We start from the raw sequence: 19,067 nt of genomic DNA, 5'->3' as shown, positions 1-19,067 counted from the left end.
TGGACGGGTCACCGGGCCCCGCCGAGGGCCCGCCGTCGCGCGCAGGGGGACCGTTCCGCAATGCTCAGGTATCTGCCGTTCCTACTGGTGCTGGCGCTGTGGATCTATGCGTTCATCGACTGCCTCAACACCCCCGAATCGCAGGTGCGCGGCCTGCCCAAGGTGGTCTGGGTCCTGATCATCCTGCTCTTCGGCGAGGTGCTGGTCGGCCCGGTCGCCTGGCTGGTGGCGGGCAAGCAGCGGCAGCCGGTGGCGGGCGGCGGCAGCACGCCGTCGCAGTGGCACCGCAACCACCGTACGAAGTTCGTCGCGCCGGACGACAACCCCGAGTTCCTCCAGTCCCTCAAGAACGAGAACAAGAAGGACGAGGCGCTGCTGAAGGACTGGGAGGCCGATCTGCGCCGCCGCGAGGAGGAGCTGCGCCGCAAGGAGGGCGGGCCGGGCGACGCGAACGGCCCGGAGGGCACTCCGCCGGCCACGGGCTGAGGCACGGTCCGCGGCGTACGGTGAGTCCATGGACCGTACGCAGGACTGGGGGCAGGACCGCGACGAGTTCCGGCTGCACGGCCGCGTCGACGGGCACAGCGACCCGACCGGGCACCCCGACCATCTCCAGGAGCAGGCCCGCGGCATGCTGGCGACGGCGGTCGCCGAGGCGCGTGCCGGGCTGGCCGAGGGGGGTATCCCGATCGGCGCGGCGCTCTACGGTCCGGACGGCGCCCTGCTGGGCCGCGGCCACAACCGCCGTGTCCAGGACGGCGACCCCACTCTGCACGCCGAGACCGCGGCCTTCCGCGCGGCCGGCCGCCGGCGCAGCTACCGCGGCACGACGATGGTCACCACCCTCTCCCCCTGCTGGTATTGCAGCGGCCTGGTCCGCCAGTTCGGCATCTCCCGGGTGGTCATCGGCGAGGCCCGCACCTTCCACGGCGGCCACGACTGGCTGGCCCGGCACGGCGTACGGATCGTGCTGCTGGACGACCCCGGGTGCGCGTCGATGATGCGCGACTTCATCGGGGCCCATCCGGAGCTGTGGCGGGAGGACATCGGGGACGAGTGAGCGGCGGGGTGTCACACCACGCCCGGCGCCCTCCCCGCCCCCACAATTCGCTGGCCCGCCGCCCGGCCCTCCGCCAGGATGACCAGGCATGACCACCAGCTCCGCCGGCCCCGACGGCCCGGTCACCCCTGTCCCGGCTCCTCGCACCCCCGTGGCCGGCCCCACGGACGCTCCCGCGCCCCCCGCCGAGCCCCGGCGCCGTATCCGCGCCCTGCACACGGACACGACCGTCACCGTCTACCAGGCGTACTCCCCCGCGCTCGGGCTGCCGGCCGTGCGGGACGGGCGGTTTCCCGCGGCCTGGAAGCGGGAGCGGATGACATGGATCAAGCCGTCGTTCCTGTGGATGATGTACCGCTGCGGGTGGGGTGAGAAGGCCGATCAGGAGACCGTGCTGGCGATCGAGATCGGGCGGAGCGGGTTCGACTGGGCGTTGCGGAATGCCTGTCTGTCGCATTTCGACGCCGGGGAGCATGCCGACCGGGGCGCGTGGCAGCGGGAGTTGAAGGGGGCGCCGGCGCGGGTGCAGTGGGATCCGGAGCGTGATCTGGGGTTGCGGGCGCTGCCGTACCGTTCGCTTCAGCTGGGGCTGGCGGGGGTGGCGTCGCGGCGGTACGCGGATGAGTGGACCGTGGCGATCAGGGATGTGACCCCGCTGGCGCGGGAGGTCCATGCGCTGGTGCGGGCCGGGGAGACCGCGGCGGCCGCCGCACTGCTGCCCGAGGAGCGTCCCTACCCTGCACCCGAGGGAACTCCGGGCCTGCGCCGCGTGTCCTGACTCCGCTTCCCAAACGCGTAAATCGCGCCACCGCGCAGTCCGCCGTGCGCTGCTTCGTGTGGCGTACGGGTCGTAGCGAGGTCCGGCCAACTGAGCGCCGTTCACAGCCATTTGATGCATCGCTCAGCTACCTCCCCCTCCCCGGGAAACCCAGCCGCCGCCACAGTCAAGTCGGCCCACGGAGGGCTCCCGCGACTCAGGGAGAGTGGCTCATATGCCTGACATGACCCGACGCAGACTCCTCGGCTCCGCGGCCGGCGCGGTCGGCGGCGCCGCCGCGCTGTCGCTGCTGCCGCCCAGCGTCCAAAAGGCCGTCGCCGCCGGACCCGCACGTCACGGCTCACTGCACGACGTCGAGCACGTCGTCCTGCTGATGCAGGAGAACCGCTCGTTCGACCACTACTTCGGCACCCTGCGCGGCGTCCGGGGCTTCGCCGACCCGGACGCGCTGACGCTGCCGGACGGCCGGTCCGTCTTCCATCAGCCGGACGCGCAGAACCCGGACGGCTATCTGCTGCCGTTCCGCCTGAACACGCACACCTCCAGCGCGCAGGCCATCCCCTCCACCAGCCATGCCTGGTCCGTGCAGCACGAGGCGTGGAACGGCGGGAAGATGGACCGCTGGCTGCCCGCGCACCGCAAGGCCGACGGCGTCAACGGGCCGTATGTGATGGGCTATCACACCCGTGCGGACATCCCGTTCCAGTTCGCGCTCGCCGAGACGTTCACGCTCTGCGACAACTACTTCTGCTCGGTCTTCGGCCCGACGTGGCCCAACCGGCTCTACTGGATGACGGGCACCCTCGACCCGGGCGGCACCCGGGGCGGGCCGGTGCTGAACAACACCGCGCCACGGCCGTACCGCTGGACGACCTACGCGGAGCGGCTGGAGGCGGCGGGCATCAGCTGGAAGGTCTACCAGGAGGAGGACGACTACGGCTGCAACCTCCTGGAGCAGTTCCAGACGTTCCGGGACGCCAAGCCCGGGGAGCCGCTCTACGAGCGGGGGATGCGGGCGCAGCCGGCCGGCACCTTCGAGGACGATGCCCGCGCCGACCGGCTGCCGGCGGTGTCCTGGCTGATCCCCACCAGCCATCAGTCCGAGCATCCGGACTATCTGCCGGCCGCCGGTGCCGACTATGTCGCGAAGAAGATCGAGGCGATCGCGTCCAACCGGAAGGTGTGGGCGAAGACCGTCTTCATCCTCAATTACGACGAGAACGACGGGCTCTTCGACCATGTGCCGCCGCCGGTGCCGCCGCCGGGCACGCCGGACGAGTTCGTACGCGGCCTGCCGATCGGCGGCGGTTTCCGGGTGCCGTGTCTGATCGTGTCGCCGTGGACGGTGGGCGGCTGGGCGGCCGGCGATCCCTTCGACCACACGTCGGTGCTTCAGTTCCTGGAGCGCTGGACGGGCGTCGCTGAGCCCAATATCAGTGACTGGCGCCGGTCCGCCTTCGGCGATCTGACCTCCGCGTTCGGCTTCCGCCACCGGGTGCGCCGGCCGCCGCGGCTGCCGGACGACACCGCCGAGCAGCTGGCCGAGGCGCAGTGGGAGGTGGCGCATCTGCCGAAGCCGACGCTGCCGGGCGGCGGGCAGCGGCCGCCGCGTCAGGAGCGCGGCCGGCGCCGGCGGCGCTGAGGGGGCGGGCGGCGCCACGGACGCGGGCCGGGCGCGCCACTCCCCGGGAGCGAGGGGTGCCGTACGGGCCGCGGGCGCCCGGGCCCCAGCCCCCGGCCCCCGGCCCCGGCCCCCGCCCAAGACTTCCCCTGCCGGAAACGACGGTGCCGTACGGGCGGCCTCAGAGCGAGGCTTCCCGTACGGCACCGGGGGCGGCGGCACGAACCGCCGCGGAGCGCGTGGACTCCTGTGGTCAGACCCCCGCGTAGGAGTGCAGACCCGTCACGAAGATGTTCACGCCGTAGTAGTTGAACAGGTAGCAGGCGAAGGCGATCAGGCCGAGCCAGGCGGCCTTGCGGCCCTTCCAGCCGGCGGTGGCGCGGGCGTGCAGGTAGCCGGCGTAGGCGACCCAGGTGATGAAGGACCAGACCTCCTTGGGGTCCCAGCCCCAGTAGCGGCCCCAGGCGGCCTCGGCCCAGATGGCGCCCGCGATGATGGTGAACGTCCACAGCGGGAAGACGGTGGCGTTGATGCGGTAGGCGAACTTGTCGAGCGAGGCGGCCGAGGGCAGCCGCTCCAGCACGGAGGTGGCGAAGGCGCCGGGCTGCTTGCCCGCCGGATCGGCGAGCTTGGCCTCGTGGCGGTCGCGGAAGAGGAACAGCCCCGTGGAGACGGCACCGAGGTAGAGCGCCGCGCCGGAGATGATCGCGCAGCTGACGTGGATCCACAGCCAGTACGAGTGCAGCGCGGGCACCAGCTGGTCGCTGGCGGTGTAGAGCACCGAGACGGCCAGACCGAGGTCGAGCAGGACGCTGGTGACCAGGGGGAGCCCGATCCAGCGGACGTTCTTCTTGAGCACGAGCAGCAGCAGGAAGAGGCCCACCGCGACCGCGGCGAAGGTCGTGGAGAACTCGTACATGTTGCCCCAGGGGGCACGCTGCACGGACAGGGCGCGGGTGATGACGCCGCCCACGTGCAGCCCCCAGGCCAGCACGGTCAGCGAGATGGCGATCCGCCCGTAGAGGTCGCCCTTCTCGGTGCCGCCCGCGGCGCCCGGCCCGTCGGGAACGTCGCGGCTGCCGGCCACGGACCGGGTGACGACCTTGGGGCGCTCCAGTACGGCGGTTCCGGTGCCGCCGTTCGCCGCGGCTCCGACGGACGCCGTGGCGGGCGCCGGGGCCTGGACGGTGAGGGCGGCGGCGGTGCGGCCGACCTTGCTGCGGCTGCCGAACACCCACTCGGCCATGTGCGCGAGGAAGGCGAGCGTGTAGACCGCCATCGCCGAATAGACCAGCAGGTTGCTGTTGTGCGCCATTGTCTCGTTGGCTGCGGCAGCGAGGTTCACGCGCGCGCTCCTTCAGAGGGGTCAGCAGGTCCGGCGGAGTCGGTGGGCTCCGCGGGGTCTTCGGAGCCGGGGCCGGCGTCCGCGGCCGGTCCGGGCTTCGGTTCGGGTGCCGGGCCGGTCTCGTCGGCCGGGGCGAGGGGGGCGTCGGGCTCCAGCGCCAGCGCGAGCTCGGCGAGCTCCTCCGGCAGCCGGGCGGACTCGCTGCGGCCGAGTCCGGCCAGCTCGACGACGGTGCGGCCGTCGGCGCCCGGCTCGGCGCGGACCCATACCCGGCGCCGCTGGATGAACAGCGAGCCGGCCAGGCCGATCAGGGCGGCGGCCGCGCCGGTCAGGGCGAGGCCGTTGCCGGGCTGGTGGCTGATCTTGAAGCTGGCCCAGCTCTTGATGCCGGTGAACTTGATGCTGCCGTCACCGTTGGGCAGCTTCATCGTCTCGCCGGGCAGCATCATCTTGGCGACCGGGGCGCCCTTGTCCTTGTATTGCTTGAGGCGCTTCTTGTCGAGCTGGTAGACGTTCTGCGGCAGCCCGGAGCCGACGCCCAGGTCACCGTGGTAGGCGGTGAGCGTCAGCACCGGGTAGTCCAGCGCCGGGAACTGGGAGAACATCGAGCCGGAGCCCTTGCCGCCGAACGTCGGCACGAAGAAGCCCTGGAAGCCGAGCTGATTGCGCTTGCCGTCCTTGGTCTGCGCGCCCGGGACCTTGACCACACCGGTCGAGGTGAAGTTCTTGGGGTCCTGCGGCAGGAAGGGCACCGCGCCCTTGTAGACGACCTTGCCGCGGCCGTCCTTGACGGTGACCTCCGGCGAGTAGCCGTGCGAGAGCAGGTAGACCTTCGAGCCGGCGATGTCGAGCGGGGTGTTCACCTCGATCGCGGTCCGGTGCTCCTTGCCGTCCGCACCGGAGAAGTACGTGATGTGGGCGCGGAAGACCCGCGGGGTGCCCTTCTGCGGGCCGGACCGCTCGTAGGTCGCCTCGAACTTGTTGAGGGTGAAGCCGAACGGCTCCAGGGTGTCGGTGTCGAAGAACGCACCGGACTTGAAGTCGTCGTACTGGGTGAGGCTGTTGGCGAAGCCGTCGCCCTCGGTGATCAGCTTGCCGCCCTCGGACTTCCACAGGCTGCCGACGGCGAACGCCACCAGCATCACGATCAGCGCGAGGTGGAAGACGAGGTTGCCGACCTCCCGCAGATAGCCCTTCTCGGCGGCGACCGCGGTGCCGTCCCGGTGGGCGCGGAACCGCCGCTTCTTCAGCAGCCGCTGCGCCGCCCCGAGGACCTCCTCGGGCGCCGCGTCGGTGCGCCAGGTGGTGTAGGCGGGCAGCCGGGTCAGCCGGCGCGGGGCGCCCGGCGGGCGGCCGCGGAGCTGTCCGACGAACTGCCAGCTGCGCGGCACGATGCAGCCGATCAGCGAGATGAACAGCAGCAGGTAGATCGCCGAGAACCACACCGAGCTGTAGACGTGGAACATCCCGAGCTTGTCGTAGATGTCGGCGAGGGTGCCGTGCTCGGCCTTGAACTGGTCGACCTTGACCGGGTCGATGCTGGTCTGCGGGATCAGCGAGCCGGGGATGGCGCCGATCGACAGCAGGAAGAGCAGCAGCAGCGCGATCCGCATCGAGGTCAGCTGCCGCCAGAACCAGCGCGCCCAGCCCAGGGGGCCGAGCGAGGGGAGGGTGACGTCCTCGGTGGGCGCGGTCGAGAGCTGGGACCCGGCCGTGCCGAGATCGCTGCCCCCGTCGGCCGCGGGGCCCGGGTCGCGGGGGGTGCCGGTCTTGGTGGACATCAATCAGATCCCAACGGTGGAGCTTTGCGTCCAGGCCTGCACCTCGGACATCAGACTGTCCCAGACGCCGGTGACGAGGAGGATGCCGAGCGCGATCATCATGCCGCCGCCGAGCCGCATGACCCATACGTAGTGCCGCTTGACCCAGCCGAAGGCGCCGAGCACCCGGCGGAAGGCCAGCGCGACCGCGATGAACGGCAGGCCCAGGCCCAGGCAGTACGCCACGGTGAGCAGGGCGCCGCGGACGGCGCTGGCATCGTAGAACGTGAGCGTGCTGACGGCGGCGAAGGTGGGGCTCAGGCAGGGCGTCCAGCCGACGCCGAAGAGCATCCCGAGCACCGGCGCGCCGGCCAGACCCATGGCGGGCTTCTTGTGGAAGCGGAATTCGCGCTGCCCGAAGTTCTTGAGGACGCCGGCGAAGGCCAGCCCGAGCAGGATCATCAGCACGCCGAGGACGCGCGAGATGACGTCCTTGTACTCCTGGAGGTCCCGCCCGACGAAGCCGAAGAGGGCGCCGCCGGAGACGAAGACGGCGGTGAAGCCGGCGACGAAGAGGCCGGCGCCGGCCAGCATCCGGCCGCGTTTGGCCTCGCCGAGGTCGGTGCCGGTGACGCCGGTGACGTACGACATATAGCCCGGGACCAGCGGCAGGACGCAGGGCGAGAAGAACGAGACGAGGCCGGCGAGCAGCGCGATGGGGGCGGCGGCGAGCAGGGTGCCGTTGAGGACGGTCTGGTTCTCCGCGGCGGCGGCGAGCAGGGTCACGTGATCACTTCTCGGCGATCAGCGGTTCGACCATTTTGCGCAGATCGTCCTCCGCGAGCGGGCCGATCGAGCGCGCGGCGATCTTGCCGTGCCGGTCGATGGCGATCGTGGAGGGGATGGACTGCGGGTTGAGGCTGCCCTTGGGGAAGCGCAGCATCAGCCGGCCGGTCGGGTCGAACAGGCTCGGGTAGGGCACCTTGTGCTCTTCCTCGAAGCTGGTGGCCTGCGACTTCTCGGAGTCGCGGGTGTTGATCCCGAGGAACTGGACGCCCTTGTCCTTGGTCTCGTTCGCGACCTTGGCGAAGTTCGGCGCCTCGGCGATGCAGGGGCCGCACCATGATCCCCAGACGTTGAGGATGACGACCTTGCCCTTGTAGTCGGCGACGTCCAGCTTCTTGCCGGTGGTGGACTCTCCGGAGAGCTCGGGCGCCGGCTGCCGCTGGTCCTTCTTGACGGTGTCGACGCCGTTCTTGCCCTGGACGAAGCGGGTCTGGGCGGAGCCGCCGGAGGCGCCGTCGCCGCAGGCGCTCAGCGTCAGCGCGGCGACCGCCGTCCCCGCGGCGAGCAGGGCGACGCGGCGGCGGCTCGTGAGGCGGCGTGGGGCGCGGCAGGCACTCATGTGAAAAGTTTCGCATGGGCCCATTCCGGATCTTCCACGCCCCCCTCACCGACCGCGTCCCCTCGCGAAGGGGCTTGTCAGGCCGCTGTCAGGTACGACTTCCAGCCACCGGCGGGCCGCTTCCCGACGGGGATCCGCTGGAGCCTGCGCAGCACCTCCGGGTCCTGGGCGTCGATCCAGTCGGTGAACTGCCGGAACGACACCAGATGGACATCCCGGTTCTGCTCATTGGCGATGTGCTTGATCGCTTCCTCGACGGCGTCCATATAGATGCCGCCGTTCCACTGCTCGAAGTGATTTCCGACGAAGAAGGGCGCACGGTTGGTCTCGTACGCCCGGCGGAACCCGGAGATATAGGCGTCGGTGGCCTGCTGCCGCCAGCCCGGGTAGTTGACCGGCGGGGCCTTCGTGGAATTCCTCGACTGATTGGCGAGCATGTTGTAGTCCATCGAGAGGACCTCGAAAGAGTGACCCGGGAAGGGGATCTGCTGGAGCGGGAAGTTCCAGAGCCCCATTTTCTTCTTGGGCCACATCTGCACTCCTCCGGGTGAACTGGCGTCATAGCGCCAGCCGAGTTCCCGGGCGGTGGGCAGCAGGTTTCTCTGCCCGAGGAGGCAGGGCGTACGGCTGCCGACCAATTCCTGCCGGTAGTCGAAGGGCAGCGGCTCCAGATCGGTGAAGCCGGTGTGGGTGCGCCACTTGGTGACGAAGTCCATCACCTGGTCGATCTCGGACTGCCATTCCTCCGGGCTCCAGTGTCGGACGGCGCCCCTGCCGGAGCAGAAATGCCCGTTGAAGTGGGTGCCGATCTCGTGGCCGTCCAGCCAGGCCTCCCGCACGTACTTGAGGGTCTCCTTGATGTGGTCGTCGCTGAGGAAGCCGATGTCGGAGGCGCCCTGCGGGTTTTTCGGCGGCTCGTAGAGGTGTCTTTGGGATTCGGGGAGGAGGTAGACCCCGGAGAGGAAGAAGGTCATGGCCGCGCCGTGGTCCCGGGCGAGTTTGAGAAAGCGGGGGAAGAGGCCGTTTCCGACCTCTCCGGCACCGTCCCAGGAGAAGACCACGAACTGCGGCGGGGTCTGACCGGGCTCCAGCCGTTCGGGGGATTTCGGCTGATGGGGCTGGGCTCCGGAATGCGCTGTCGAACCGTCACCGATGAGCTTGGGGCGGGCCTGGACGTTCGTCACGCGCTGCTTGTTGGCCCCCGCGTCCTGGTTCGGCGAGGAGCAGCCGGCGACGACCGGCGCCGCCGCCGCCCCAACTCCCATACCCAGCAGGTTTCGCCGACTGATCGCGCGCATACCCTCGTCCCCATCCGTGCTCGCCGAACTCAATATCCATATAAACGGACAACTGAGTGGAGGGCATGTTGAGCGGCGGGGATTCCGGGTCAGTCGCTCAGATATTTCATTTTTCGCGCTTTTGACGTTGCGCCATGTGATGCGCCGTCAGGCTCCGAAAGCCTTGGTCTTTCCCTTGGCGGGTTTGGCGCCCGCCAGAAGATGGGAGGGAACCAGGTCGCGCGCCGGTTCGCTGTACCCCACCGAAACGATCTTGTCGCCGTGGAAGGTGAACGACGTCAGGGAGGCCAGCGTGCACTGCCGCTTCCGCGGGTCGTGCCACAGCCGCCGCCGCTCCGCGAAGCTGCGCACGATCCAGATCGGCAGCTGATGGCTGACCGCCACCGCCTCGTGGCCCCGCGCGGCGTCGCGCGCCGCGCCCAGCGCCGCCATCATCCGTACGACCTGCTCGATGTACGGCTCGCCCCAGGACGGCCGGAACGGGTTCGTCAGATACTTCCAGTTCCCCGGCTTCTTCAGCGCACCGTCGCCGACCCCGAAGGTCTTCCCCTCGAAGACGTTGGCGGCCTCGATCAGCCGCTCGTCGGTGGCCAGATCCAGACCCCGCGCACCGGCGATCGGCGCCGCGGTCTCCTGCGCACGCTCCAGCGGCGAGGCGACGACATGTGTGATGTCCCGCTCCGCGAGATGCTCCGCCACCCGGTCGGCCATCTTCCGCCCCAGGTCGGAGAGGTGATAGCCGGGGCGGCGCCCATAGAGCACGCCGTCGGGGTTGTGCACCTCACCATGCCGCATCAGATGCACGACGGTGATCTCTTCGCTGCTCATGTCACCCATTCATTCAGTGGTCTCAAGCGGTGCCGGCCCGTGCGCCGGAGCCGTCAGGCCGTCGCCCCGGCCGCGGCGCGCGCGGCGGCCGGCAGGGCGGCGGCGATCCGCTCGACGGCCGCCGTGTCGTGCGCGGTCGAGACGAACCACGACTCGAAGGCGGACGGCGGGAGGTAGACGCCCTGCGCCAGCATCGAGTGGAAGAAGGCGGTGAAGCGGAACGCCTCCTGCGCCTTGGCCCCGTCGTAGTCGGTCACCTCGGCGTCCGTGAAGAAGACCGTGAACATGTTCCCCGCGGCCTGGACCCGGTGCGCCACGCCCTCCTTCGCCAGCGCCGCGGTGACCAGGCCCCGCACCTCCGCCGAGACCGCGTCGACCTTCTCGTACGCGGCGTCGTCCAGCAGCCGCAGCTGCGCGACACCGGCGGCGGTGGCGACCGGGTTCCCGGACAGGGTGCCCGCCTGGTAGACCGGGCCGGCCGGGGCGAGATGCGCCATGACGTCCGCACGGCCGCCGAAGGCCGCCGCCGGGAAGCCGCCGCCCATGACCTTCCCGAAGGTCATCAGATCCGGACGGACACCGTCGATCCCGTACCAACCGGCCTTGCTGACGCGGAAGCCGGTCATCACCTCGTCGGAGATGTAGAGCGCGCCGTCGGCGGCGCACAGATCCTTCAGGCCCTGGTTGAAGCCCGGCAGCGGCGGCACCACGCCCATGTTGCCCGGCGACGCCTCCGTGATCACACAGGCGATCTCTCCCGGGTGCGCGGCGAACGCGGCCCGCACCGCCTCCAGGTCGTTGTACGGCAGCACGATCGTGTCACCGGCCTGCGCGCCCGTGACCCCCGGCGTGTCGGGCAGCCCGAAGGTCGCCACGCCCGACCCGGCCGCGGCCAGCAGCGCGTCCACGTGGCCGTGGTAGCAGCCCGCGAACTTGATCACCTTGGGGCGGCCGGTGAACCCGCGGGCCAGCCGGATCGCCGACATCGTCGCCTCGGTGCCGCTGGAGACCAGCCGTACCTGCTCGACCGGCTCGATCCGGGCCACGATCTCCTCGGCCAGCTCGACCTCGCCCGCGCCGGGCGTACCGAAGGACGTACCGCGGGCGACGGCCTCCTGGACGGCGGCGATCACCTCGGGGTGCGAGTGGCCGAGAATCATCGGTCCCCACGAGCACACGAGGTCGACATACTCACGGCCGTCGGCGTCAGTGAGGTACGGACCGGCACCGGACACCATGAAACGGGGCGTACCGCCCACAGCGCGGAAAGCCCGCACCGGGGAGTTGACGCCGCCCGGCGTCACGACGGACGCCCGGTCGAACAGCGACTGCGAAACAGGGGCTTCATACGGAAAAGACACGGCGATCCTGACCTGCATAAACGGAGGGAGGGCGGTGGCTCGTGGGCCCGGCCCGGCTGACAACGGTGCGGGAATCCCCTCGCGGTACGCCTTCAGGCGCCGCTCGGTTCACTCTCGATCCTTTTTTGATTCCTCTCGCTTCCGACCGGGCGTCAGCCCCCACTCGTCTGCGAAACTGTGGAGACGTACGAGTAAGTCACGCAAGCAATGGTCTCAGAGGCGCACGGGGGCGTGCGGCCGGGCGTTTCACACGCCGGTGACGGGGGAGGTCTCTGAGACGATGATCGGGTTGCGCGGCTGGGGCTGCGAGTGGTCGGGTGGAGATATGCATCGCGGTGGCGAAGTGGGCGAGGGAACCAATGACCGGGGTCCCGACCGCGCCCAGCGCGGCCGTCACCGGCGCGAGGAATCCACGGGCGACAGGACCACGCGCGAGGAGACCACCGGCGACAGGACCACGGGCGGGGAAATCAGAGGCGGCCGCATGGGGGTGACGTACAGGTACTTCGGTGCGCCCAACGGTGCCACCGCGGCCCGGGTCCCGGTCTCCATGCGCCCCGAGGAGCTCGGCGGTGACGAGCTCGGCATGGGCGGCATGTTCAGCAAGATCAAGCCGGAGACCATGGCCGCCATGGTCCTCACCGGTATAGAGGGCATACCGCTCCATAAGGTTCCGCCGCTCGAACTCGTCGTGCTGCACCCCGACTACGCCGTCGTCAAGCTGCCGATGACCGTGGTCGACCCGCTGCGCGGGGTCGGTGAGGAGTCGGTCGGCGCGGCCGCCTTCATCTGGTCCACCGTCCCCGACCGGGGCGGCCCGCGGGACGCCTTCACCGTCTACCAGCTCCTGCACGAGTGGCAGGACTTCAGCCACCGGCTGCACGAGGCGGGGCACCAGGCGTACTGCCTGGTCTGGCCGTAACGGTTCAGCGCGGGCGGCGATGGGCCCCGGCGGTCACCACGTCGGGCGGGCCGAGACACCGCCGTCCACGACCAGGTCGTGACCGGTGATCCAGGACGCCATCGGCGAGGCGAGGAAGACACAGGCGTCGCCCACGTCCTGCGGGGTGCCCAACCGCCCGGCGGGGGCCGCCGCTTGCCAGCGGCGCACCCCCTCCGGCCAGTCCTCGGCCAGGCCGGGCCGGCCGATCAGGCCCGGCGAGACGCTGTTGACGCGGATGCCGTCCGGCCCGTATTCGAGCGCCGCCGCGCGGGCGTGCATCACCACCGCCGCCTTCGACGCGCAGTAGTGGGCGTGCCGCGGCGCCGGGCGGTCCGCCTCGATCGAGGCGATATGGGTCACCGAGCCGCCGCCGGCCGCCCGCATCACGGCCGCCGCGGCCTGAGTGCAGGCGAAGACGCTGTGCACATTCGGGTCGGTCACCGCCCGCCAGTCGGCGAGCGACATCGCCGCCAGCTCCTGGGTCGGCTGCACCCCCGCGTTGTTCACCAGCGCGGTGAGCCGGCCGCGCCAGCCGGCCGCCTCCCTCACCAGTCGGTGGCACTCCTCCTCGACGGCCAGATCGGCGCACAGCGCCAGCGCGCTCCCGCCGTCCGCCTCGATCTCCGCGACCAGCTCCTGCGCCGCGTCGGCGCCCGTACGGTAGTGCGCCACGACGGCGGCTCCGGCGGCGGCGAACCGCAGTGCGATCCCGCGGCCGAGGACGCCGGCGGCGCCGGTGACGAGGGCGACCTGGCCCCGGAGGTCGGGGAGGGCGGGGTGGCGGGTGGCCGCGGGCGGGGTGGCGTTCATGGCCGGCTCAGCGCGGTGATCCGCGCCGCCTCCCCGGGGAAGCGCGCGGCCAGTGCGGCGGCGTCCCCGTGCTCGTAGTCCTCGAAGGTGAAACCGGGCGCCATCGTGCAGCCGAAGAGCGTCCAGGAGCCGCCGTCGGCGACCTCGGCGGCCATCCACGTACCGGCGGGCACCGTGAACTGGACGTGCTGCCCGCCCAGGACGTCCGGTCCGAGGGCGACCGTACGGGCCGTGCCCCCGCCGCGGTCCTCCTGGAGGAGGAACAGAGTGAGCGGGTCGCCCCGGTAGAAGTGCCAGATCTCGTCGGACGGCAGCCGGTGCAGGGCGGAGAAGTCGCCCGGCTCGGCGGTCAGCAGCATCACGATCGCGGTCCCCTCGGGCCGTCCGTCGGGGCGCTCGGGGCCCGCCCACATGGGCCGGTAGCGCCCGCCCTCACGGGGCAGCGGCGTCAGCCCGTAGAAGTCGATCAGCGCCTGGGGAAGGGGGTCACGGGAGGTGCGGTGCTCATCCATCTGCGGGCTGCCTCCGCCTCGTCCGCGACTGCCGGTCGCTCCACCCTAGGCACGAAGTCCGCGGTGCGCAGGCGCAATCGGGCCATGTCCGGCGCCCCCGGCCGTCGCCCCGTCAGCCCGCCGTCCAGTGCGGGTCGCGGCCCGTCTCCGCGAGCAGCACGTCCAGGTCGGAGGCGCCGGGCGGGACGGGGACCGGTGCGGCGAAGACGTTCATGGTGCGGGCCGTCGGGGCCATCCGGGCGGCCAGCGCCCGCAGCTCGGTCACACAGCCCGCGGCCGGCGCGTACGGCCGGCCGATCGCCCGTGCCAGGTCCCAGGCGTGCACGGTCAGATCCAGCAACACCATGGCGCCGACGGTCCGGGCGGGCAGCTGCATCCCGCCGGTCAGCCCGTCCTCCGCGCCCGGCGCCGCCCATGCCTCGACCAGCCGCACCGTCTCCTCCGCGAACCGGTCGGGCCACTGCGCCCCGTACTCACCGAGCCGGTCAGGGGTACGGCTGAAGTCCACGTCCTTCTTGGCGGCCAGTGTCTGAAAGGCGACGACCACCTGGAAGAGGTGGTTGAGCAGCGCGCGTATGTCGTACTCGGAGCAGGGCGTGGGCCACTCCATCTGGTCCTCGCGTACCGCGCGGAGTACCGGGAGCGCAGCCCCGGCCGCGGCGTCGAGGAGGGCGCTGATGGGTGGGGGCGGGTCGGCCGGGCCGGTCGCGTGGGCCGGGTGGGGCGCGTCGGCCGGACGGGCCGTGTGTGCCGCCGCGTCGTGGTGCTTTTCATCCGGAATGTCGTGTGTGTCGCTCATACCGAGGACGCTACGGGGCGCCGCCGACGGGGGATTGAAAAAACGCGACAGGCCGGCTCACGATCGCCGCGGTCCGTCCTAGGATCCGAGGCATGGCTCCACGGCGCGACACCCGGGGCATCGTGGACGCCCCCGGGCTCTTCACGCGGGTGCGCTTCCGCCGCCGCACCCCCGCCGCACCGCTGCGCCCGTACGTCGAGCACTACTGGCTGATCGACTGGGACCTGTCCGAGCCGTACGCCACGCATGTCGTCCCGCATCCGTGCGTGAACCTGGTCTTCCAGCGGTACGCCGACCGCCCCGGGTTCGGCGAGGTCGCGGGCGTCGGACTGGAGCTGTTCGCGCAGAAGCTGGCGGGGCGCGGGCGGGTGTGCGGGGTGCAGTTCCGGCCCGGCGGGTTCCGGCCGTTCACCCCGGAGCGGCCGGCCACGGACTGGACGGACCGCCGACTGCCGCTGGCCGCCGCCTTCGGGCCCACCGATGCCGCGGCCGCCGTACTGGAGCCGGCCGACGAGGACGCCCGGGTCGCCGCGCTCGACACCTTTCTGACCCCGCTGCTGCGGGCCGGGCCGCGGGTTCTCGCCCAGGCCGAGCTCGCCATGGGGCTGGCCGACCGGATCCGCACGGACCGTACGATCCGCCGGGTCGCGGACTTCGCACGGGCCGAGGGCCTGTCCGTACGGGCCCTTCAGCGGCTGTTCGCCGGGTATGTCGGGGTCAGCCCCAAGTGGGTGCTGCTGCGCTACCGGGTGCACGAGGCCCTGGAGCGCGCCGCCTCCGGGGCGGCGGTGGACTGGGCCGCGCTCGCCGCCGAACTGGGCTACAGCGACCAGGCGCATCTGGTCCGCGATGTCACCGCCACCGTCGGGGTCCCGCCGACCGCGTACGTGGGGTGAGCGAGCGCCGGCGGGCGGGGGGCGGGGGCGCTGTCCGGCCACCTCCTCGGGAGGGGGAGCGGTTCCGCTCCTCCTGCCCCTTCGGGCGTGCTTTCCCCTCCCGCCTCATCGGGCGCGGGCGGCTCGTCCGCGCCTTCCTCTCTTCGGGCGCGGGCGCGCTTTCCCCTCCTGGCTCATCGGGTGCGGGCGGCTCGTCCGCGCCTTCCTCTCTTCGGGCGCGCGCGCATTCCCCTCCTGGCTCATCGGGGTGCGGGCGGCTCGTCCGCCTCTTTCTCCCTCTTCGGGCGCGGGCGCGCGTCCCCCTCCTGCCCCTTCGGGCGCAAGGCGCTTCCCCGCCCCCCTCCCCTACCAGGCGCGGGCGCTCTCCTGCCCCTCCCTCCCCCTTCGGGCGCGGGCGCGCTTCCCCGCCCCCTCCCCCCTCCTCCCCCTTCGGGGGAGGGGGCGGGGTGGGGGGTGGGAGGTGGGGGCGGTACTCAGGGGTGTTCGGCCGTCAGATAGCGCTGGACGGTGGGGGCCAGCCAGGCGATGAGCTCGTCGCGGCTGAGGTCCACGGCCGGCGGAATGTGCAGCACATAGCGGCACAGCGCCATGCCGAGTATCTGGGAGGCGATCAGCGCGGCGCGGGTCGGCGCCTCCCCGGGCACCGGGCAGACCGCGGCGAGGACCGGCTTGATCTGCTCGGCGAACACGCCTCGCATCCGCTCGGCGCCCGCCTCGTTGGTGACGCCGACCCGCATCATCGCCGTCAGCGTCTCGTCGCACTCCCAGCGCTCCACGAAATGGCGCACGAGCCGGGCGCCGGCCTCGTCGCGCGGGTAGTGGGTGAGGTCCGGGGCGTGCACCTCGATCTCGGAGGCGGCCGCGAAGAGGCCGGCCTTGTTGCCGTAGTAGCGCATCACCATCGACGGGTCGATCGCCGCGTCCCTGGCGATGGCGCGGATGGTGGCGCGCTCGTAGCCGTCCGCGGCGAAGCGGTCCCTGGCGGCGGCGAGGATCGCGGCCCGGGTGGCGTCGGAGCGGCGGGGGCGGGCGGCGTCGACCGCGTCCGGTGCGAGGCCGTCGGCCGCGTCCGCGGGGGCGTCGGGCAGCGCAACGGGCGCCGTGGTGGGGGCGGCACCCGGTACGGCGTCCATGGAGGGGGCGTGTTCGGCCATGCCAACAACAGTAGGCCAACACCTGTTGACACGCCAGGCCCGGGAGCCCTACGCTTGCCAACAAGCGTTGACCAACATGCGTTGGCACAGCCACGGGAGGCGGAAGCCATGCACGCCATGAACCGCAGGACCGACCAAAGCGACGGCGCGGGGGCCGGCCCCCGCGGGGCGCACGACACGGACGTCATCGTCGTGGGCGCCGGGCCGACCGGCCTGCTGCTCGCCGGAGACCTCGCCGAGGCGGGGCTGGGGGTCACGCTCCTGGAGCGCCGCCCCGCCGAGATCAGCAACCTCACCCGCGCCCTCGTCGTGCACGCCCGTTCCCTGGAGCAGCTCGACGCCCGCGGCCTCGCCGATGAGCTGGTCGCCGGCGGCCATCCGCTCACCGGCCTCCGCCTCTTCGGCCGGGCCACCATCGACCCGACCCAGCTCCGCTCCCGTTTCCCCTTCGTGCTGGTCACGCCCCAGTTCGAGGTCGAGCGGGTCCTGGAGCGCCGGGCCCGCCGGGCCGGTGTCACCTTCCGCCATGACTCCGAGGTGCTCGGTCTCGACCAGGACGCCGAGGGTGTGACGGTGCGCTTCCGGACCGCCGAGGGCCTCGGCTCCGTGCGCGCCGCGTATGTGGTCGGCACCGACGGCGTTCGCAGCACCATCCGGGAGGCCGTCGGCCTGCCCTTCCCCGGCAAGTCGGTGATCCGCTCGCTGGTGCTCGCCGATGTCCGGCTGGCCCAGGAGCCCGATTCACCCCTCACCTTCAATGCCACCGGCGACGCGTTCGCGCTGATCGCCTCGTTCGGCGGCGGGTGGTACCGCGTCATCGGCTGGAACCGCCACCGCCAGGCCGCCGACGACGCGCCCGCCGATCTCGACGAGGTCCGCGAGCTGACCCGGCTCGCCCTCGGCAGTGATTACGGCATGCATGACGCCCGCTGGATCTCCCGCTTCCACAGCGACGAGCGCCAGGTCCCCTCGTACCGCGTCGGCCGTGTCTTCCTCGCCGGCGACGCCGCGCATGTGCACTCCCCCGCCGGCGCCCTGGGCATGAACACCGGCCTCCAGGACGCCGCCAACCTCAGCTGGAAGCTGGCCGCGGTGCTGCGGGGCCGGGCCCCCGACGGCCTGCTGGACAGCTATCAGACCGAGCGCCACCCGGTGGGCAAGCAGGCGCTGCGCAGCAGTGGCACCCTCATCCGGATCGCCCTGATGCCCACCGCCCCCGGGCATGCCGTCCGTGCCCTCGCCGCCCAGCTCGTCAATCATGTGCGGCCGCTGGCCCGCCGGGCGGTGCGCACCATCTCCGGCCTCGGTATCGCCTATCCGGCCGGGCCCGGCGCCCACCCCCTCGCAGGCCACCGCGCCCCCGATTTCCGGCTGGCGGGCGGCAGCCGCCTCTATGAGCTCCTCCGCCAGGGCCGGTTCGTCCTCATCACCCCCGCCGGCGAGCCCGGCGTCCCCCAGGCCACGGCGAGCGGCGGGGGCTCCTCTCGCCCCGCCGATGCCCGCGTGGTGACCGCCTCGTGGCGGAGCGAGCGCCGCACGGCCCTGCTCGTACGCCCCGACGGCTATATCGCCTGGGCCACCGACGCCACCGCCCCCGCCGCACGCGCCGCGGCGCTACGGGGCGCCGTCGCCCACTGGACCGGCACCGAGGACGGCGCGTCCATAGCCGCCGACCTCACCCCTCCAGCACATGCCGCAGATACGCCCGCGGGTCGCTGAGGTAGCGCCGCCAGTGGTCGACCAGCCCCAGCTCCGCCCACTCCACTCGCCGCATCCCGTGCTCACCGACCTCGACGATCTCGGCGCCGGGCAGCGCCGTCAGCAGCGGGGAGTGGGTGGCGCAGATGATCTGCGCCCCGCCCCTCCCCAACTCGTCCATCAGCCCCACCAGTTCAAGACAGGAGGAGAAGGACAGGGCCGCCTCCGGCTCGTCCATCACATAGAGGCCGCGCTGCGCGAACCGTTCCCGGAAGGCCATCAGAAAGCCCTCCCCATGGCTCATGTCGTCCGGGGACCGCGACAGCTTCAGCGCGCTCCGCTCCCGGTTCAGCGCCTCCATCGCGGTCTCGGCCCGGAGGAAGAACCCCCGTCGGCGGACCCGCGGCCCGCGCACCATCCCCCGCCCCTCACGCGTCGGGTCGAACCGCATCAGCCCGCCGAGCAGCGACGCCTCCCGCGAGCTGGCGTACTTGTATCCGGCCGAACCCCCGTAGGAATCCAGCCCGAAGCCCTCCGCCAGCGCCTCGGCCAGGGTCGACTTGCCCGAACCGTTCTCCCCCACCAGAAAGGTCACCGGGGCGCCGAAGGCCAGCCCGTCCTCGGCCAGCTGGCGCACACACGGCACCGTCCAGGGCCAGCCGTCCTCCACCGTCCCCGTCCCCTCCGGCACGTCCACGTAAGCCCGTTCGATCAGCATGCCTCCGAAGCTGCCACACCCCACTGACAACCCCCGCGCCCCGCCACCCCGCCCCCGCCGGAGCCGGGCTTCGCCTCCGTA

General features: G+C 71.9%; 19 protein-coding genes. 7 read left to right on the top strand and 12 right to left on the bottom strand.

Annotated features, from left to right (window positions below):
• Positions 1 to 60: 60 nt before the first annotated feature.
• From TU31_RS17875 to TU31_RS17860, 4 genes are all read left to right on the top strand, one after another.
• Complete coding sequence (locus tag TU31_RS17875; protein ID WP_042155689.1) at positions 61 to 486, top strand: PLD nuclease N-terminal domain-containing protein; 426 nt, start codon at positions 61 to 63, stop codon at positions 484 to 486.
• Positions 487 to 631: 145 nt separating this feature from the next.
• Positions 632 to 1,060, top strand: a complete 429-nt coding sequence (locus TU31_RS17870) for a nucleoside deaminase (RefSeq protein WP_042156585.1) — start codon at positions 632 to 634, stop codon at positions 1,058 to 1,060.
• Positions 1,061 to 1,148: 88 nt separating this feature from the next.
• Complete coding sequence (locus TU31_RS17865; RefSeq protein WP_078885842.1) at positions 1,149 to 1,838, top strand: DUF4291 domain-containing protein; 690 nt, start codon at positions 1,149 to 1,151, stop codon at positions 1,836 to 1,838.
• A gap of 214 nt (positions 1,839 to 2,052) precedes the next feature.
• On the top strand, positions 2,053 to 3,480 hold the full coding sequence (locus TU31_RS17860; RefSeq protein ID WP_042155686.1) for an alkaline phosphatase family protein: 1,428 nt from the start codon (positions 2,053 to 2,055) through the stop codon (positions 3,478 to 3,480).
• Between the two features lie 232 nt (positions 3,481 to 3,712).
• On the opposite strand, the gene ccsB is transcribed toward TU31_RS17860, so the two are convergent.
• The 7 genes from ccsB to hemL all read right to left on the bottom strand — a co-directional run bounded on the left by ccsB (position 3,713) and on the right by hemL (position 11,456).
• A complete protein-coding gene (ccsB, locus tag TU31_RS17855) occupies positions 3,713 to 4,804 on the bottom strand; it encodes a c-type cytochrome biogenesis protein CcsB (RefSeq protein ID WP_042155684.1) in 1,092 nt (363 codons plus the stop codon).
• The gene (resB, locus tag TU31_RS17850; protein WP_042155682.1) at positions 4,801 to 6,585 is read right to left on the bottom strand and encodes a cytochrome c biogenesis protein ResB; all 1,785 of its coding nucleotides are present in this window, start codon (positions 6,583 to 6,585) and stop codon (positions 4,801 to 4,803) included. The genes ccsB and resB overlap by 4 nt, the downstream gene beginning before the upstream one ends.
• 3 nt (positions 6,586 to 6,588) lie before the next feature.
• Positions 6,589 to 7,350 (bottom strand): cytochrome c biogenesis CcdA family protein, encoded by a 762-nt coding sequence (locus TU31_RS17845; protein WP_042155680.1) that lies wholly within the window; start codon positions 7,348 to 7,350, stop codon positions 6,589 to 6,591.
• 4 nt (positions 7,351 to 7,354) lie between these two features.
• Entirely contained in the window at positions 7,355 to 7,969 is a 615-nt protein-coding gene (locus TU31_RS17840) for a TlpA family protein disulfide reductase (RefSeq protein ID WP_042155678.1), read from the bottom strand.
• A gap of 77 nt (positions 7,970 to 8,046) precedes the next feature.
• On the bottom strand, positions 8,047 to 9,267 hold the full coding sequence (locus TU31_RS17835; RefSeq protein ID WP_042155676.1) for a polysaccharide deacetylase family protein: 1,221 nt from the start codon (positions 9,265 to 9,267) through the stop codon (positions 8,047 to 8,049).
• A gap of 147 nt (positions 9,268 to 9,414) precedes the next feature.
• Entirely contained in the window at positions 9,415 to 10,095 is a 681-nt protein-coding gene (locus tag TU31_RS17830; RefSeq protein ID WP_042155674.1) for a histidine phosphatase family protein, read from the bottom strand.
• A gap of 53 nt (positions 10,096 to 10,148) precedes the next feature.
• Positions 10,149 to 11,456: a glutamate-1-semialdehyde 2,1-aminomutase gene (gene hemL / locus TU31_RS17825; protein WP_042156582.1), complete on the bottom strand. Its 1,308-nt coding sequence runs from the start codon at positions 11,454 to 11,456 to the stop codon at positions 10,149 to 10,151.
• Positions 11,457 to 11,781: 325 nt separating this feature from the next.
• Here hemL and TU31_RS17820 point away from each other — a divergent pair, with 325 nt between their 5' ends.
• Positions 11,782 to 12,378 carry a hypothetical protein gene (locus TU31_RS17820; protein ID WP_078885841.1) on the top strand — a complete coding sequence of 199 codons (597 nt, stop codon included), beginning with the start codon at positions 11,782 to 11,784 and terminating at the stop codon, positions 12,376 to 12,378.
• A gap of 33 nt (positions 12,379 to 12,411) precedes the next feature.
• On the opposite strand, the gene TU31_RS17815 is transcribed toward TU31_RS17820, so the two are convergent.
• The 3 genes from TU31_RS17815 to TU31_RS17805 form a co-directional block, all read right to left on the bottom strand.
• On the bottom strand, positions 12,412 to 13,209 hold the full coding sequence (locus TU31_RS17815; protein WP_042155671.1) for an SDR family NAD(P)-dependent oxidoreductase: 798 nt from the start codon (positions 13,207 to 13,209) through the stop codon (positions 12,412 to 12,414).
• A complete protein-coding gene (locus TU31_RS17810; RefSeq protein WP_042155669.1) occupies positions 13,206 to 13,721 on the bottom strand; it encodes a cupin domain-containing protein in 516 nt (171 codons plus the stop codon). The genes TU31_RS17815 and TU31_RS17810 overlap by 4 nt, the downstream gene beginning before the upstream one ends.
• A gap of 112 nt (positions 13,722 to 13,833) precedes the next feature.
• On the bottom strand, positions 13,834 to 14,520 hold the full coding sequence (locus tag TU31_RS17805) for a TIGR03086 family metal-binding protein (protein ID WP_078885840.1): 687 nt from the start codon (positions 14,518 to 14,520) through the stop codon (positions 13,834 to 13,836).
• Between the two features lie 92 nt (positions 14,521 to 14,612).
• Between TU31_RS17805 and TU31_RS17800 the strand changes: the two genes are divergently transcribed.
• Positions 14,613 to 15,416, top strand: coding sequence for a helix-turn-helix domain-containing protein (locus tag TU31_RS17800; RefSeq protein ID WP_042155667.1), 804 nt, complete (start codon positions 14,613 to 14,615; stop codon positions 15,414 to 15,416).
• 473 nt (positions 15,417 to 15,889) lie between these two features.
• Here the strand turns inward: TU31_RS17800 and TU31_RS17795 are convergent, their stop codons facing one another.
• Positions 15,890 to 16,570, bottom strand: coding sequence for a TetR/AcrR family transcriptional regulator (locus TU31_RS17795; RefSeq protein WP_078885839.1), 681 nt, complete (start codon positions 16,568 to 16,570; stop codon positions 15,890 to 15,892).
• Positions 16,571 to 16,678: 108 nt separating this feature from the next.
• On the opposite strand from TU31_RS17795, the gene TU31_RS17790 reads away from it, so the two are divergent.
• On the top strand, positions 16,679 to 18,289 hold the full coding sequence (locus TU31_RS17790) for an FAD-dependent monooxygenase (protein WP_042155666.1): 1,611 nt from the start codon (positions 16,679 to 16,681) through the stop codon (positions 18,287 to 18,289).
• Here TU31_RS17790 and TU31_RS17785 read toward each other — a convergent pair.
• Positions 18,246 to 18,986 carry an AAA family ATPase gene (locus TU31_RS17785; protein ID WP_042155664.1) on the bottom strand — a complete coding sequence of 247 codons (741 nt, stop codon included), beginning with the start codon at positions 18,984 to 18,986 and terminating at the stop codon, positions 18,246 to 18,248. The two genes, TU31_RS17790 and TU31_RS17785, sit on opposite strands and share 44 nt — an antisense overlap.
• Between the last annotated feature and the right edge of the window lie 81 nt (positions 18,987 to 19,067).

Origin of the sequence: Streptomyces lydicamycinicus (assembly GCF_000829715.2) — a bacterium.
Taxonomy (GTDB): Bacteria; Actinomycetota; Actinomycetes; order Streptomycetales; family Streptomycetaceae; genus Streptomyces; species Streptomyces lydicamycinicus.
Note: the sequence above shows the minus strand (reverse complement) of the source record. Positions and strands in the feature narration are given on the sequence as shown.

Coding starts and splice junctions, on each gene's coding strand:
- TU31_RS17875 (WP_042155689.1), top strand. CDS start 61: ATGCTCAGGTATCTGCCGTTCCTACTGGTGCTGGCGCTGTGGATCTAT.
- TU31_RS17870 (WP_042156585.1), top strand. CDS start 632: ATGCTGGCGACGGCGGTCGCCGAGGCGCGTGCCGGGCTGGCCGAGGGG.
- TU31_RS17865 (WP_078885842.1), top strand. CDS start 1,149: ATGACCACCAGCTCCGCCGGCCCCGACGGCCCGGTCACCCCTGTCCCG.
- TU31_RS17860 (WP_042155686.1), top strand. CDS start 2,053: ATGCCTGACATGACCCGACGCAGACTCCTCGGCTCCGCGGCCGGCGCG.
- resB (WP_042155682.1), bottom strand. CDS start 6,585: ATGTCCACCAAGACCGGCACCCCCCGCGACCCGGGCCCCGCGGCCGAC.
- TU31_RS17840 (WP_042155678.1), bottom strand. CDS start 7,969: ATGAGTGCCTGCCGCGCCCCACGCCGCCTCACGAGCCGCCGCCGCGTC.
- TU31_RS17835 (WP_042155676.1), bottom strand. CDS start 9,267: ATGCGCGCGATCAGTCGGCGAAACCTGCTGGGTATGGGAGTTGGGGCG.
- TU31_RS17830 (WP_042155674.1), bottom strand. CDS start 10,095: ATGAGCAGCGAAGAGATCACCGTCGTGCATCTGATGCGGCATGGTGAG.
- TU31_RS17820 (WP_078885841.1), top strand. CDS start 11,782: ATGCATCGCGGTGGCGAAGTGGGCGAGGGAACCAATGACCGGGGTCCC.
- TU31_RS17815 (WP_042155671.1), bottom strand. CDS start 13,209: ATGAACGCCACCCCGCCCGCGGCCACCCGCCACCCCGCCCTCCCCGAC.
- TU31_RS17810 (WP_042155669.1), bottom strand. CDS start 13,721: ATGGATGAGCACCGCACCTCCCGTGACCCCCTTCCCCAGGCGCTGATC.
- TU31_RS17805 (WP_078885840.1), bottom strand. CDS start 14,520: ATGAGCGACACACACGACATTCCGGATGAAAAGCACCACGACGCGGCG.
- TU31_RS17800 (WP_042155667.1), top strand. CDS start 14,613: ATGGCTCCACGGCGCGACACCCGGGGCATCGTGGACGCCCCCGGGCTC.
- TU31_RS17795 (WP_078885839.1), bottom strand. CDS start 16,570: ATGGCCGAACACGCCCCCTCCATGGACGCCGTACCGGGTGCCGCCCCC.
- TU31_RS17790 (WP_042155666.1), top strand. CDS start 16,679: ATGCACGCCATGAACCGCAGGACCGACCAAAGCGACGGCGCGGGGGCC.
- TU31_RS17785 (WP_042155664.1), bottom strand. CDS start 18,986: ATGCTGATCGAACGGGCTTACGTGGACGTGCCGGAGGGGACGGGGACG.